The organism is Paraburkholderia sp. JHI2823 (genome assembly GCF_038900695.1).
GTDB lineage: Bacteria > Pseudomonadota > Gammaproteobacteria > Burkholderiales > Burkholderiaceae > Paraburkholderia > Paraburkholderia mimosarum.
The window spans coordinates 221,859-238,545 of the sequence record NZ_JAYMRY010000004.1 but is presented as its reverse complement, the minus strand read 5'-3'; the positions used below and the strand labels follow the sequence as shown (position 1 = coordinate 238,545).

5 protein-coding genes are annotated in these 16,687 nt (G+C 65.0%); all 5 read left to right on the top strand.

The window, feature by feature from the left end; translation table 11 throughout:
• Positions 1-792 precede the first annotated feature (792 nt).
• The 5 genes from VSR34_RS07340 (at position 793) to VSR34_RS07320 (ending at position 16,616) form a co-directional block, all read left to right on the top strand.
• On the top strand, positions 793-2,238 hold the full coding sequence (locus VSR34_RS07340) for a TolC family outer membrane protein (RefSeq protein WP_081716297.1): 1,446 nt from the start codon (positions 793-795) through the stop codon (positions 2,236-2,238).
• Complete coding sequence (locus VSR34_RS07335) at positions 2,235-4,343, top strand: type I secretion system permease/ATPase (protein WP_342962219.1); 2,109 nt, start codon at positions 2,235-2,237, stop codon at positions 4,341-4,343. The genes VSR34_RS07340 and VSR34_RS07335 overlap by 4 nt, the downstream gene beginning before the upstream one ends.
• Positions 4,340-5,665 (top strand): HlyD family efflux transporter periplasmic adaptor subunit, encoded by a 1,326-nt coding sequence (locus VSR34_RS07330; RefSeq protein ID WP_081716298.1) that lies wholly within the window; start codon positions 4,340-4,342, stop codon positions 5,663-5,665. The genes VSR34_RS07335 and VSR34_RS07330 overlap by 4 nt, the downstream gene beginning before the upstream one ends.
• Before the next feature lie 245 nt (positions 5,666-5,910).
• Entirely contained in the window at positions 5,911-15,192 is a 9,282-nt protein-coding gene (locus tag VSR34_RS07325) for an Ig-like domain-containing protein (RefSeq protein ID WP_342962218.1), read from the top strand.
• Between the two features lie 143 nt (positions 15,193-15,335).
• A complete protein-coding gene (locus VSR34_RS07320; RefSeq protein ID WP_028210602.1) occupies positions 15,336-16,616 on the top strand; it encodes a hypothetical protein in 1,281 nt (426 codons plus the stop codon).
• Positions 16,617-16,687: the final 71 nt, after the last annotated feature.

Genomic DNA, 16,687 nt, shown 5'->3' with positions numbered 1-16,687 from the left:
CTATGGTCGCTAAAGCACGATGTGCGCGAAACGACAGTTCTTGATTTTGGCGGCGAACAGCTAGTGGCTTCTTGATCAGTCAGGAGCTACCGAATTACCTGGGCGCTTTGTCTTTACGGCAAGGTTCTTGCCCGGCATAGGGGCGGGTGGCCGCCAAAACGATGGGGGTGTAGTCATCCGCGGCGCAGAGCGGCTTGTACGAAACCCGCGCATTGAGGACTGTCAGCCCAGTGCGGCCGTCGTGCGCGCATGCGGCGCCACTCCGACCCGGAACTCATAGCGGTTGTTTCAAGGTGACAGTTTACAGCCGCAACACCTTGCGCCAGAGATCGTCGACTGATTGGTAAGGAATCCATTCTTTCTACAACTCACCGATACGTCGTCTGACGCTGCAGCGCCACGCCCGATTCTCCGCTTCTGCAAACTCGATTTCATCGAGTCTTCGCAATTCCTTACAAATGTCATACATTTGCATCGATCGTTGAGCGCGCACGAAAAATCAGATGAGTCTTATAGCCGGTGCGGACTCGTTCGGATATTTTGCACAGCGTTGTGACGCTGATCGTTTGCCGACGAGGACCGACAGGTGCCGCACCTTCCGGACTCCAGGCCGAATTCCTTCGCACCCTCTCCAAAGGTTACGCATGACAGGTCCGTCGCCCGCGGCGCGCTGCGGTGCGCGTGCTCGTGCCGCATCGCTTGCGCGGGTTGCCGACGTCTGCGCCCGCCATCCTGACCTTCTCAAATAACCACCGATGCAGTTGCCCCACAGCGTGCGTCCAGGTCCCCTGAATGACCGAAGGAGCTTTTGTGAAGTTGAAATTGCCGGGCGCGGTATGTTCGTGCCTCGTCGGCCTTTTCGGGCCAGTTTCCGTGCACGCAGCACAGCAACCCCCTCCTCCTGCCGCCGGCAAGCTGGATTGGGGCGCCGGCACGCTGGATGTTCAGGCGCTATCGAAGCAGCTCAAAGGCGATCAGGCTCCTGTCGACCTCGGGGCGGAAATGTCCGAGCGGGTGCTCAGTCTGGATCAGGCTGTTTCGATGGCCGTACGCAGTCATCCATCGATTGCCGACAGCGTGGCGACGCTGGCCGCATCGACCAGCGCCATCGATGTCGCCCGCGGAGGCTACTTTCCCCAGGTCACCGCTGGGCTCGGCGGCGGCAACTCCACCCTGACCGGCTCGGGCAACACCACTTCGGTGACCGTTTCGCAGATGCTGTACGACTTCGGCAAGGTTTCCGGTGCGGTGGATCAGGCCAAAGCCGATGTCAAGAAACAACAGGCACTGGTGCTCAAGCAGATCGACACGATCGCGGAGCAGACCGCTGAAGCGGTCATCAACGTCCATCGCTATCAGGTGCTCGAAGCCATCGCCAGAGAGCAGGTCGCAGCCGTCCAGAAGGTTCTGTTGATGGCCCAGCTTCGCGCGAATGCTGGTGTCAGCCATCGCTCGGATCCGATCCAGGCCGAATCGCGCGTTCAGAACGCACGCGCGAATCTCACCCAGGTTCGTGCGCAGCGCGCACAGGCCATGGAGCGCCTGCGCACGCTGATCGGGGCCCGGTTCAACGGCGTGATCGCACCGCTGCCCGACGACAGGGCAGCGCAGGTCCAGCTCGCCGCGGATCCGGATACGGACGGCATTCCCGACGTGCTTGCCGCCAAGGCGGATATGAGCTCGGCCGTGGCGCAGCTCGACGTCGCCAAGGCGCAGCGCTGGCCGACGCTTTCTCTCGACGTTTCCCAGAGCAAGAGTCTGAGCGGTATCAATCCATCGACTTACGTACCCGAGGGCTCGTACCGCACGGTGATGGTCAACGTGAACTGGAGCGTCTTCCAGGGCGGTGCGCTCAACGCCAAGGTCAAGGGAGCGGAAAACCTGCTCGCTTCGGCGCGCTCGCGGGTCCAGGTCGCGCGGCTCACGGGCAGCGACTACGCGCGCAGTTACCGGGAGCTCGCCATCGGGGCGAGGGACCGGCTCGGCGTGCTCGGTGAGCGCAAGCGGAGCATTACCGAGGCCAGAGACCTCTATCGCGAAGAGTACAAGCTCGGCACGCGCTCGATCCTGGATCTTCTCAATGCCGAGCAGGAGTTCTATCAGGCCGCCTCCGATGAGGAGTCCGCGAAAGATGACTTCTGGCTCAATCTGGTCGCCTGGCTCAATGCAACGGGAGCCGGGCGCGACTTCTTCGGCCTGAACAAGACCCAGGTACAAGGGATGGAGGTACTTCCATGAATCTGCCGCTTCAATACACCAGGTGGCTCGACGCCGTGCTCGCCATCGCACGTCACTATGGTCTTTCGACCTCGGCCGAGAGTGTGCGTGTCGCCCTTGCGTGGCAGGGCGATGCGTCGCTCGACGTCGTTCTCGACCGTCTGGCCCGCCAGGCCGGGCTCGATTTGCGGCTGCAAGCGTTTTCGATCGGCCAGCTGAACCCGCAGCGCTTGCCACTCGCCGTCGAATTCAAGGACGGTTCGGTCGGCGTGGTGCAGACATCCGACGGACGCGGCAAGTTCGGTGTGCTCATGAGTGGCGACATGGGGCTCGAAGCGTCGATGACGGCCGACGAGCTGGGCGCAGCGGCAAGCCGCATCGCCATCCTGCGTCCGCGCAATGCGGTGGCCGATTCCCGCGTCGACGATTACATCCGGCCGTTCCGGCCGAACTGGTTCTGGGAGATCGCGCTGCGGGACTGGCGTCGCTATGGCGATGTGTTTCTCGCGTCGCTGTTCGCCAACGTGCTCGCGCTCGCGGGCATGACGTTCTCGATGCAGATCTACGATCGCGTGGTCCCGTCGCAGTCGGAACCGACGCTGTGGGTCCTGTTTGTCGGCGTGATGATCGCCATCGCATTCGAATTCGGCCTGCGCGTGGCGCGTACCCATATTTCCGACGTCGTGGGCAAGCGCGCCGATCTGAAGATTTCCGATGTCGTGTTCGGGCATGCGCTGCGCATACGCAACGAGGCCCGCTCGAAATCCACCGGCAGCTTCATCGCCCAGGTTCGCGAGCTGGACCAGGTGCGCGAGCTGCTGACCTCGACGACGGTGAGCGCACTGGCCGACTTGCCCTTTTTCCTGCTGTTCCTGGTCGTGCTATGGGCGGTGGGCGGCGGCATCGTCATCGTGGCGCTCGCGGCGATTCCGCTGCTCGTGATTCCGGGCCTGCTGATCCAGCGTCCGCTGGCCCGTCTTTCGAACGAAGGCATGCGCGAGGCGGCGCTGCGCAACGCCATGCTCGTCGAAGCCGTGCAGGGCATTGAAGACATCAAGCTGTTGCGTGCCGAAGCGCGCTTTCAGAACCAGTGGAACCACGCCAACAACGTGTCCGCGACGATCAGCATGAAGCAGCGCTTCATGACGAGCCTGTTGATGACCTGGACGCAGGAAGTCCAGGGCATCACCTATGCGCTGGTGCTGCTGGCCGGTAGTTTCCTGGTGATGAAGGGCGACATGACCACCGGGGCACTGGTCGGCACGTCGATCCTCGCATCGCGGATGATTTCGCCGCTCGCGCAGCTCTCGTCGATTTTTGCTCGCTGGCAGCAGGCCAAGGTGGCCCGCAAGGGGCTCGACGAACTGATGGCGCGCCCGGTCGATCAGCCCGAGCATTCCCGGCTGGTTCAGCGCACGGCGCTGCACGGCGAATATGCGCTGGAACGTGTGCTTTATCAGTACGGCAAGGACGACAAGGCGCCCGCGCTCTGGGTTCCGAAGCTGCACATCGGTAAGGGCGAGCGGGTGGCCTTGCTCGGCCGTATGGGGGCCGGCAAGTCGACCCTCCTGATGATGCTGGCCGGACTTCAGACGCCGCAGCGCGGCAGCATCTCGCTCGACGGCACGGAACTGGGCCTGATCGATCCGGCCGACGTGCGGCGCGACATGGGCCTGCTCACGCAAAACGCAAGGCTCTTTCACGGCACCATCCGCGACAACGTCGTGATGGGAGCCCCCCTTTCCACCGACGAAGCCGTGCTGAAGGCGCTGCGCATGACGGGCGCCCTGGCTTTCGTCCAGTCGCGTCCCAACGGTCTCGATGAAATGATTCTCGAAGGTGGGCTCGGGCTCTCAGGCGGCCAGCGCCAGGCGTTGCTGCTGGCGCGAACCCTGTTGCGAGAGCCGTCGATCGTGCTGCTCGACGAGCCCACGGCCAGCTTCGACGACATGAGCGAGCGCCATTTCATCGATGCGATGGGCGAATGGCTGGGTACGCGCACGCTCGTGGTCGCGACCCATCGCCTGTCGGTGCTCACGATGGTGGACCGGATCATCGTCATCGATGCGGGGCGCATCGTGATGGACGGCAGCAAGGACAAGGTACTGGGAGAGTTGTCGAAATGAGCGATGTTGAAGAGCGGCCAGATCAGGTCGAAAAGGGCCCGGGGCAAACCGGCACTCCGGCATCGGGTGGTGCGGTCGCGCACACGCGGGTGACGCTGCGTCATGACGGGCAGGCCCCCCCGCCGCCAAAGCCGAAGCGGTGGTGGACCCGGCCTCCCGAGCCCGACGCCTCGGCGCGACCGGATGCCGCGTTGCCGCGTTCGTCGCTTGTCGCGTGGGTGATCTGCGGTCTGATCGTCAGCTTTCTCGTGTGGGCGGCGTTTTTCGATCTCGACGAGGTCTCGAGCGGAACGGGCAAGGTCATTCCGAGCTCGAAGGAGCAGATCATCCAGTCGCTCGAAGGCGGGATTCTGGTCGAGCTGGCGGTCAAGGAGGGCGACATGGTCAACGCGGGCCAGGTCGTGGCGCAACTGGACCGCACGCGCATCGAATCGGCGGTCGATGAGAGCGAGTCCAAGAGGCGTGCAGCGCTGGCAACGGCTGCGCGGCTTTCCGCGGAGGTCAACAACACCCCGCTGACGTTTCCGCCCGATGTGCAGAAGGATGCGAACCTGGTCAGCAGCGAAACGGCGCTCTACCGCTCGAGGCGTGACGGACTCGCGAGCACGATCGCCGACCTCTCGCAGGCGCTTTCGCTGGTGCGCCGCGAACTCGCGCTGACCGAACCGCTGGTGGCCCAGGGCGCCGCGAGTGCAGTCGAAGTGCTGCGCCTCAAGCGGCAGATCACGGAGCTGGAAAGCAAGCAGAACGATGCGCGCCATGACTATCTCGTCAAGGCGCGAGAGGAACTCGCCAAGGCGAATGCCGAGGTCGAGGCGCAGCGTTCCGTCTCTCGCGGCCGTCAGGATGCGCTTACGCGGCTGACGTTCCAGTCGCCGGTACGCGGCATCGTCAAGGACATCTCGGTCACCACGCTCGGCGGCGTCATTCCGCCCAACGGGAAGCTGATGGAAATCGTGCCGGTCGATGAGAAGCTGCTGGTCGAGGCGCGCATTTCGCCGCGTGATGTCGCCTTCATGCATCCGGGACAGGAAGCGTCGGTCAAGATCACGGCGTATGACTACGCGATCTTTGGCGGTCTGCACGGCAAGGTGACGGTCATCTCTCCCGACACGATTCAGGACGATGTCAAGAAAGAGGTCTACTACTACCGCGTCTATATCCGCACCGACAGCGACCATCTGAAGAACAAGGCCGGCAAGATCTTTCCCATCGTGCCGGGCATGGTGGCGACCGTGGACATCAAGACCGGACGCAAGAGTGTGCTGGCCTATCTGATGAAGCCGCTCAACAAGGCCAAGGAAGCGTTGCGCGAGCGGTGACGGGAAGCGTTGGCGCGATCGCCTCGGGGGCGCCGCGACTTAAAACTCTTTTACACATAGTTCGGACGTGTCTGATTAATTACGCATTCGACACTCAGTAGCATCGATAGATAAAACTGGGTGGCGCTTCATATCTTTCGAAATCCTAACAGTTTGGATCTGCATCAAAAAGGCGCGCTTCTCGGGAGCTTCGTTGCGACCGGCTGCGCGCTGTCTGCTATTCAAGTTACATGGGGGTAGTCAAATTGGCTCAACAAATCATCGTCATCGACAAGAAATCTCACGCGCGGACCGAGCTCCGCGACTCGGATGCGAGGCTGCTTTCGCCTTCGGTTGTGGAACTGCCGATTCCCAGGGCGAAAGTCAAGTCGATCGCGCGGGACGGCGATTCGCTCGTCGTCACGACGATCGATGGCCAGGTCATCGTCATCCACGGTTTCTTCAATGACGCATCGAACCTGAAGAGCGATCTCGTTCTTCAGGATGGCGATGGCGCCTTGTGGTTCGTCAACGTCGATGCTGCCAATGCGGCGAACCCGGCCGGCATCATGACGTCGATCGATTCGATCGATCCTTTGCTGGTCCAGGATAATTCCGTGCTCTCGGCACTGCCCGCCATCCTTGGCGGCGTCGGTCTGGTCGCCGGTGGCATCGCGGTTGCCGTGGGTGGCGGCGGCGGTGCAGCGGCGGGGCTTGCCGGTGTCATCGACGAGGGGAATGGAAGCCGCGGCCCGCTCGTGACGGTCAATCCGAACGGCACGCTGAACGTGCACGGTACGACGACGCCGGGCAGCCATGTCACGGTGACCTGGCCGGACGGCTCGACCAGCAGCACGACGGCGGACTCGTCGGGTAACTACTCGACGGACTCGGGAACGCCGCAGGGCAGTGGCGACATCGATACGTCCATTACCGACCCGTCGGGCCACAACACCGATTCGTCGACCCACTACACCGACACCACGCCGCCCGAAGCGCCGGGCGCAACGGTGAAGGTCAACCCCGACGGCACGCTGACCGTCTCCGGCACGGCGGAAGCGGGCAGCACGGTGATCGTGCACTTCGCGGACGGCACATCGGGCTCGGCAGTCGCCGACGCCTCGGGCAATTATTCGATCAGCTCCTCGACCGCTCAGGTGAGCGGCTCGGTGGACGTCACGGCGACCGACGCGGCGGGCAACACCAGCGGCCACACGATCGTTGCGTACACGGTGGCGATTGCGCCGCCGACCGTGACGGCTGACGGCAACGCCGACGGCACGGTGACCGTCACGGGCACGGGTGTGCCGGGCGCGACGGTCACGGTTGCCTGGCCGGACGGCACGACCGGCACGACTACGGTCGGCCGCGATGGCACCTACAGCATCACCTCGCCGTCGGCGCAGGCCAACGGCCCGATCAGCGCGCTCGAAACGATCAACGGCCAGACGAGCAATCCGACGCTCATCGACTATGTAGACAACACGCCGCCGGCGTCGCCCTCGGTGCACCCGCTCGGCAACCCGGACGGAACGGTGACGGTCTCGGGCACCGCCATTCCTGGCAGCACGGTCAAGGTGACGTTCCCTGACGGCACGACGGCCACGGGCACGGTCGGCAGCGACGGCCACTACAGCGTGACCTCGCCGAATCCGCAGGGCAACGGTTCGATCAACGTGATCGATACCTTCAACGGCAAGGACAGCGCCCCGACGCAGGTCGGCTACGGCATGACCACGCAGCCGCAGGCGCCGGACGCCACTGTGACCGGCAACGACGACGGTACGGTGACGGTCTCCGGCACGGGCATCCCCGGCAGCACGGTGACGGTGAAGTACCCGGACGGCACGACCGGCACGACTACGGTTGGCAAAGACGGCCACTACACCATCACCTCGCCGGACGCGCAGGGTGACGGCACCATCAGCGTGACCGATACCTTCAACGGCAAGACGAGCGAACCGACGGAGATTGGCTACTCGGCTACGCCGCCGGCTTCGCCGTCGGTCAGCGCGCACGGCAATCCGGACGGCACCGTGACGGTGTCGGGCTCGGGCGTGGCGGGCGGCAAGATCACGGTGACGTTCCCGGACGGCACGACGGCCACGGGCACCGTGGGCAGCGACGGCACCTACAGCATCACCTCGCCGACGCCGCAGCTCAACGGCTCGATCAGCGTGACTGACACGGCCCTCGGCCACACCAGCGATCCGACGCAGATCGTCTACACCGACACGGTGCCCCCGTCGGCGCCGACCGCGAGCGTGGCGGTCAATCAGGACGGCACGGTTAACGTGTCGGGCACGGCCATTCCTGGCAGCAAGGTCACGGTCACGTTCCCGGACGGTACGACCGCCAGCATGAAGGCCGGCAGCGATGGCCACTACAGCCTGACCTCGAACGCACCGCAAGATAAGGGCGAGATCACGGTCGTCGACACGTTCAACGACCTCTCGAGCAATCCGACTCACATCGGCTACAACGTGACGGTGCCGAACCCGCCGGAAGGCACGGCGACGGACAACCCGGACGGCTCGATCACGCTGGAGGGCTCGGGCGACCCCGGCAGCGAGATTACGGTGACCTGGCCGGACGGCACGACCGGCAGCACGACCGTGGACGGCGACGGCCACTACAGCATCACGTCGCCGCCCTCCCAGGGCAACGGCGACATCACGATCACCGAGACGGACAACGGCCAGACGAGCGACGCGACGACGCTCCCTCACGGCACGCATGCCCCGTCGGCACCGGCAGCGAAGGCTGACGGCAATCCCGACGGCACGGTGACGGTGTCGGGCACGGGCGTGGCGGGCGGCAAGATCACGGTGACGTTCCCGGACGGCACGACGGCGATCACGACGGTCGGCAGCGACGGCAAGTACAGCGTGACGTCGCCGACGCCGCAGGGCAATGGCTCGATCTACGTGACCGACACGGTCAATGGCCAGACGAGCGACGCGACGCAGATCAGCTACGTCGATACGGTTCCCCCGGCAGCACCGGGTGCGGAGGTGATCGGGCATGCAGACGGCACGATCACCGTGTCGGGCACCGCCATTCCTGGCAGCACGGTCAAGGTGACGTACCCGGACGGCACGACGGCCACGGGCACGGTCGACAGCACGGGTCACTACAGCGTGACGTCGCCGACGCCGCAGGGCGAGGGTTCGGTCATCGTGACGGACACGTTCAACGGCAACACGAGCGCCCCGACGCAGATCGACTACCACGTGGACGTCACGCCTCCGGCTGCGCCGAGCGTGCATGTCGAGGCGGGCATTGACGGCACGGTGGTCGTGACGGGTATAGCCGAAGCGAACAGCACGGTGACGGTCACGTATCCGGACGGCACGACCGCGACGACCAGGGCGGATGCATCGGGCCACTACACGCTCACTTCGAGCGGCGTGGAAGGCAGCGGCACGTACACCGCGACCGCGACCGACGAAGCGGGCAACACGAGCGCACCGGGTACGTTTGCGTACACGGACAACACGCCGCCGGCAGCGCCGACGGTGACTGCGACGCCGAATGCGGACGGCAGCCTGACGGTGTCGGGCAAGGCCGAACCGGGCAGCAAGGTGACGGTGACCAACCCGGACGGCACGTCGGAAACGGCTACGGCCGGCGCCGACGGCAGCTACTCGGTGACGACGCCGGCGAACCAGCCGACCGGCGACGTGACCGTGCATGCCACCGACGCAGCGGGCAACACCAGCCCGGACACGTCGGTCCACTATGTCGACACGATCCCGCCGTCGGCGACGGCGGCGATCAGCGGCATCACGACCGACACGGGCGTGGTTGGCGACTTCCTCACCGCCGACTCGACCCTCATCGTCAGCGCGACGGTGACGGGTACGCTGAACGCGGGTGAGAAGGTGCAGATCTCGCTCGACGGCGGCGTGACGTGGCATGACGCAACGCTTTCGAGCGGCAACACCTATGTGTACGACAACACGGCGAACGAGCTGCCTTCGGGTACCTACACGTTCGAGGCGCGTGTCATCGATGCGTCGGGCAACTACAGCACGCCGGGCATCCAGAAGGTCGTGATCGACACGTCGACGATGGTGGCCCTCTCGATCGACTCGATCACGCAGGACACGGGCGCCAGCGCGACAGACTTCATCACGAGCGACAACACGCTGGTCTTCAATGGCTCGCTGGGTGCGCCGCTCGCAGCAGGTTCGACCGTGCAGATCAGCCTTGACGGCGGCGCGACGTGGCATACGGCGTCGGTGTCGGGCACCTCGTGGACCTACGACAACACCGCGAACACGATGGCGGACGGCACGTACAACGTGCAGGCCAGGATCGTCAACGTGGTGGGCTCGACGCTGCAGATCGCGCACCAGAACGTCGTGATCGACACGCAGCCGCCTTCGGCTGCGGAAACGGTCACGATCGGCTCGATCTCGGTGGACACGGGTGTCAGCGCGAGCGACTTCATCACGAGCGACAACACGCTGGTATTCAGCGGCTCGCTCGGCACCGCGCTCGCCGCAGGCGACGGCGTGCGCATCAGCCTCGACGGTGGTCTGACGTGGTCGATGGCTTCGGCCTCGGGCAAGAGCTGGCTGTTCGACAACACGTCGACGCCGCTGGCTGACGGCACCTACACGGTGATCGCGCAAGTGATCGACCAGGCCGGCAACATTGGCCAGAGCGCGACCCAGGCCGTGGTGATCAAGACGTCGGCGATTGCGCCGACGGTAACGCCGACGGCGAACCCTGACGGCACGCTGACGGTATCGGGCACGGCCGAGGCCGGCAGCAAGGTGACGGTGACGTTCCCGGACGGCACGTCGGAAACGGCCACGGCCGGCGCTGACGGCAGCTACTCGATGACGACGTCGACGCATCAGCCGACCGGCGACGTGACCGCGCACGTCACCGACGCAGCGGGCAACACCAGCCCGGACGCGTCGTATCACTACACCGACACGCTCCCGCCGTCGGCGACGGCGGCGATCAGCGGCATCACGACCGACACGGGCGTGGTTGGCGACTTCATCACCGCCGACTCGACCCTCATCGTCAGCGCGACGGTGACGGGTACGCTGAACGTAGGCGAGAAGGTGCAGATCTCGCTCGACGGCGGCGTGACGTGGCATGACGCAACGCTTTCGAGCGGCAACACCTACGTGTACGACAACACCGCGAACGAGCTGCCTTCGGGCACCTACACGTTCGAAGCGCGTGTGATCAATACGTCGGGCAACTACAGCACGCCGGGCATCCAGAAGGTGGTGATCGACACGTCGACGATGGTGGCCCTGTCGATCGACTCGATCACGGAGGACACGGGCGCCAGCGCGACGGACTTCATCACGAGCGACAACACGCTGGTCTTCCACGGCTCGCTGGGTACGCCGCTCGCAGCAGGTTCGAGCGTGCAGATCAGCCTTGACGGCGGCGCAACGTGGCATACGGTGTCGGTGTCGGGCACCTCGTGGACCTACGACAACACCGCGAACACGATGGCGGACGGCACGTACAACGTGCAGGCCAGGATCGTTAACGCGGCAGGCTCGACGCTGCAGACTGCGCACCAGAACGTCGTGGTCGACACGCAGCCGCCTTCGGCTGCGGAAACGGTCACGATCGGCTCGATCACGGTGGACACGGGTGTCAGCTCGAGCGACTTCATCACGAGCGACAACACGCTGGTGTTCAGCGGTTCGATCGGCACCGCGCTTGCAGCAGGCGACGGCGTGCGCATCAGTCTTGACGGTGGTGCGACGTGGTCGATGGCTTTGGCCGCGAACAAGGCGTGGTTGTTCGACAACACGTCGACGCCGCTGGCTGACGGCACTTACACGGTGATCGCGCAGGTAATCGACCAGGCCGGCAACATTGGCCAGAGCGCGACCCAGATCGTGGTGATCAAGACGTCGACCGTTGCGCCGACGGTAACGCCGACGGCGAACATCGACGGCACGCTGACGGTTACGGGTACGGCTGATGCCGGCAGCAAGGTGACGGTGACCTGGCACGACGGCAGCACCACGACGGCGACCGCCGACGCGTCGGGCCACTACACGGCCACCTCGTCGACGCCGCAGACGCCGGGCACGTTGAGCGCCACGGCTTCGGACGTGGCAGGCAACGTCAGCACGCCGACCCAGGCGACCTACTCGCCCGACATGCCTTCCGCGCCGAGCGTGGACGTCACGGTCAATCCGGACGGCAGCCTGACGGTGTCAGGCAAGGCCGAAGCGGGCAGCAAGGTGACGGTGACGAATCCGGACGGCACGTCGGAAACGACCACGGCCGGCGCTGACGGCAGCTACTCGGTGACGACGCCGGTGAACCAGCCGAGCGGCAACGTCGTGGCGCATGCCACCGACGCGGCCGGCAACACCGGCCCGGACACGACCGTGTCGTACAAGGACATCACGCCTCCGGCTGCGCCGAGCGTGAACGTCGTGGCGGGCACGGGCGGCACGGTGGTCGTTTCGGGTGCAGCCGAAGCGAACAGCACCGTGACGGTCACCTATCCGGACGGCGCGACAGCGACAGTCAAGGCGGATGCCTCGGGCCACTACACGTTGACTTCGAGCGGCGTGGAAGGCAGCGGCACGTACACCGCGACCGCCACTGACGCAGCGGGCAACAAGAGCGCACCGGGCTTCGGGTCGTACACCGACACGACGCCGCCGGACGCTCCGACGGTCACGGCGACGTCGAACACGGACGGCACGGTGACGGTCTCGGGCAAGGCGGAAGCGGGCAGCACCGTGAAGGTGACCTATCCCGACGGCACGTCGTCGACGACGAAGGCCGGTGCGGATGGCAGCTACTCGGTGGTGTCGCCGAAGCCGCAGGGCGGCGGCACGGTCGAAGCGACCGCGACCGACGCAGCAGGCAACACCAGCGCGCCGACCGACGCGACGTTCTCGGCAGCAGCCGCGACGTTCAGTTCGTTCACGATCGACCTGACGACGGCGAGCGACAATGGCGTCAGCTCGACCGACAACATCACGAGCGTCATTACGCCGACGTTCACGGGCGCCGTCACGGGCCTGAAGGCGTCCGATGCGGCTCTGGCCGCGGCGGGGCAGCTGACCGTCACGCTGTTCGACGACAGGAACAACGACGGCGTGTTCGATGCGGGCGACGTGGTGTACGCCAAGGGCGTCACGCTGACGGTGAACGGCACGAGCGCGACCTTCAGCACGACGCTGCCGGCGATGTTCGACGGCACGTACAACCTCAAGGCCGTGCTCGTGAACTCGGGCGGTGTCGCGTCGAACGTCGGTCTGCTCGACGGCAACCCGAATGCGCATCTCGTGATCGACACGGCCGGCACGCCGTCCGTGGGTGGCTCGATCGTGTCCAACGCGGGCCTCGGCTACTCGATGTCCTCGCTCGGCGACTTCAACGGCGATGGGTATTCGGACTTCGTCGTGTCGGCGCCGCATGACATGATTGGCGGCCTCGCAGCCTGGCAGTCGGCGATCTACGTGATGTACGGCGGCAAGAACGGTCTGCCGAGCCTTGCCGACATCAACACGCTGACGGCGGCCCAGGGCTTCAAGATCGTCGATACGGCGGCAACGGGTATCGGTGGTGACAACGGCGTCCAGGGCATGAGCGTCATCGACGTCGGCGACCTCAACGGCGACGGCTACAGCGATTTCGCGATCTCGTCGAACCTCAACGACCGTGTCTACGTGATCTTCGGACGCGGCGGCACGGGCACGACGACGATCGACCTGGCTTCGATCGAAAACGGCGCGACGACCGATGGCTTCGTGATCAAGAACGTCAACACCGGTGCATGGCTCGGCACGGGCGTCTCCGGTGGCGACATCAACGGCGACGGCTACAGCGACCTGATCATCGGTTCCATCGACGGCGGCGGCAACGGCAATGGCCAGTACACGGTTCTGTACGGTCACGCCGGTGCAGCGGGTTCGTCGAGCTGGAGCGACCTGCTTGCCTACACCGACGGGCTGTACACGGCGACGGGCAGCACCGCTTCCACGAAGGGGACGCTCGCGGCGAACCAGTCAACGGTGAATACCACGGCGACGGGCACGGGCGACTCGGATCTGGGCAACACGAGCATCGTGATCGGCGACGTCAACGGTGACGGTTACAACGACTACATCGTGACGGCTCCGCGTGCGAACACCACGACGGGCGGTACCAGTTCCGGGGCGGCGTATCTGATCTTCGGCAGCGCGAACGGTCTCGGGACGAACTTCGACCTGAAGAACCTGACGCCTTCGCAGGGTATCCAGATCTCCGGCACCCAGGTCAACGAGTGGCTGGGCGGTTCGAGCATCAACGGCGGTGGGACGGGCGCGCAGGGCAACTCGTACTACGCGCAGAACCAGTCGGTCCAGAACATCGGCGACATCAACGGTGACGGTATCGATGACTTCGCGATCGGTTCGCCGTACTGGAACAGCTCGGGCAACGGCGGGCAAACCAATGGCCAGGGCCGCGTGTACGTGGTTTACGGCAAGGCAGCCGGGAACACGTGGTCGAACCTGGACCTGAGCACGCTGAACGGCACGAACGGTTTCACCCTGTACAGCAGCAGCAACACGTCGACGACGAACAACCAGATGGGCTTCAGCATCAGCTCGGCTGGCGACGTCAACGGCGACGGTATCGACGACTTCCTGATCGGCGCACCGGGTGCGGACAGTAACGGCAAGATCGACAGCGGCGCGGTGTACCTCGTGTACGGCACGCCGGGCGGCACGAACTTCTCCGCACTCACGGACATCGACAAGCTCGTCGCGAACGGCCAGGCTGTGAAGTACAACGGGGTGAATGCGAGCGACTACACCGGCACGGGCGTGGCGGTGGGCGACTGGAACGGCGACGGCATTTCGGACTACGCGTACGGCGCATGGGGCAGCGATGTCTCGTCGACGAATGGCGGTTCGTACACCGTCTATTCCGGTTCGATCGCGAAGCTCACGCAGACGTTCACGACCGGCGACGACGTGTTGTACGCGGGCAAGACAAGCCCGGGTGCCGCACCGATCGTCAACGGCGTGGACATCATCAGCGGCGGAGCCGGCAACGACATCATCCACGGCATCGGTACCGACACCACGGGGACGACGTCTCTGTCGGTGCAGCACGACGTCGCGCTTGGCGGGGCGGGCAACGATACGATCGGTATCGTCGGCACGAACTTCACGCGCGTCGATGGCGGGCTGGGCATCGATACGCTGGCGTTCGAAGGCAAGGGCATGACGCTCGATCTCGCGGCGTACGGCAAGCGCGTTCAGGGCTTCGAGAAATTCGACCTTGGCCAGAGCGGTTCCAACACGCTGAAGCTGCGTCTGTCGGACGTGCTCAACGAGGCCGATTCGCTGACTTCGACGCTGCATATGACGATCAGCGGCGACAGCACGTCGACCGTCGTCCTCGCCGAACCGCTCGGTGCCAGCGGCTGGCAACAGTCGGGATCGCAGACGGTCAACGGCGTGACCTACGACGTGTGGCACAACACGACGATGGGCACGAACACGATGGCGGATCTGCTGATCCAGCATGGTGTGAACGTGGTCTGACGTAGTCGTTGAGCGGTATGACGTGGAACACCGGCAGCATGGTGTTCCCGTCGAACAAGGCAGGTCCGGCTTCACGACCGGACCTGCCGATCCTTTTTCCGGATCCGGGACGAGGGATCGAAACGAATCCGATCTGGCAAGCAATGAAACCTACGAATTCTTTTCGGGCAGGCGCCAATCACAAGAAGGCGCAGCTGCTGCTGGAAGCGCTCGGCAAGCGCATCCAGCAGGCCTATGGCGCCGGGCAGTACAACGAAGCGTTGCAGGCGTGCCTGCAGGCGGCGCGCCTCGCGCCGGACCTTGCACAGCCGTGGATCGACGCGGCCGTGTGTCATCTCAAGTTCGATCGCTGGGACGATGCGATCACCTGCGCGGGCAACGCGCTCGCGCGCAAGGGCGCGACGTTCGCGCTCTTCGACGCGCTTTCGGAGGCGTGGGGCGGCAAGGGCGTGCGCGAGCAGGCGCAGCGCTGGGGCAACCAGGCGCTGGCACTGCGCGCCGCGCGCTTCAACGGGCCCCCCGTGTTCGAACACGACGTGCTGGCTGCACCGCTGCCGCCCCCACCCAGCGAAGCGACGCGCGAGCACAACCTGATCGCGTTCTCGCTGTTCGGCGGCAGTTCGAAATACTGTGAGACCGCCGTGCTCAATGCGACCGAACAGGCGCGCATTTATCCGCACTGGCGCTGCCGCTTCTATATCGACGAGACGGTGCCCGCGCATGTCGTCGAACGGCTGCGTGCGGGCGGCGCCGAACTCGTGCGGGTCGATGCGCAACTCAAGCGCTGGCCTGGCCAGATGTGGCGCTTCGCGGCCTACGACACGCCGGGGCTGCATCGCGTGCTGTTTCGCGATGCGGATTCGGTCATCAATGAGCGCGAGGCGCAGGCCGTGGCCGAATGGGTCGCGAGCGACTGCCGCTTTCACCACATGCGCGACAATGCTACGCATACCGAACTGTTGCTCGCCGGCATGTGGGGCGTGACGGCAGGCGCGTTGCCGGCAATGGAGAAACTAATCGGGCGCGCGTTGTATCGGCCGGTCCAGTCGCAGCGTTTCGCCGACCAGTATTTCCTGCGCGAGCACGTCTGGCCGTACGCGCGACAGAGCCTGCTGCAGCACGATTCGCTGTTTGGCTTCATGGATGCCAAGCCGTTTCCGGGCGTGCTTGCGCCGGGCCGCTTTCACGTCGGATATGCGGAGGGCTCGCCGTTCTTCAATGCCGAAACGGATCTGCCCGATGGCACCGCCGTTCATTGGGAACTCGTTGCGCCGGCTCCGGCGAACACGGCGGCAATCTGCCGCTATCCGGGCGTGGTCGTCGATGGAGGCGTCGTGCGGGGCCACCTTCCTGCCCGGTATGCGAAGCAGCTCGAGCAAGGACAACTAACGGTCGTCGTTAAGGCCGATGTCCGTGAAGGATAACGGCCGCGTCAGCGGTGCCGGAGTAAAAGCAAGGGCACCCGGGCCTCGCGCCCACGACCGGAACCATGCGC

What these genes read in the sequence shown, in the direction of transcription:
- VSR34_RS07340 (WP_081716297.1), top strand. Translation starts at nt 793, where the DNA reads ATGACCGAAGGAGCTTTTGTGAAGTTGAAATTGCCGGGCGCGGTATGT.
- VSR34_RS07335 (WP_342962219.1), top strand. Translation starts at nt 2,235, where the DNA reads ATGAATCTGCCGCTTCAATACACCAGGTGGCTCGACGCCGTGCTCGCC.
- VSR34_RS07330 (WP_081716298.1), top strand. Translation starts at nt 4,340, where the DNA reads ATGAGCGATGTTGAAGAGCGGCCAGATCAGGTCGAAAAGGGCCCGGGG.
- VSR34_RS07320 (WP_028210602.1), top strand. Translation starts at nt 15,336, where the DNA reads ATGAAACCTACGAATTCTTTTCGGGCAGGCGCCAATCACAAGAAGGCG.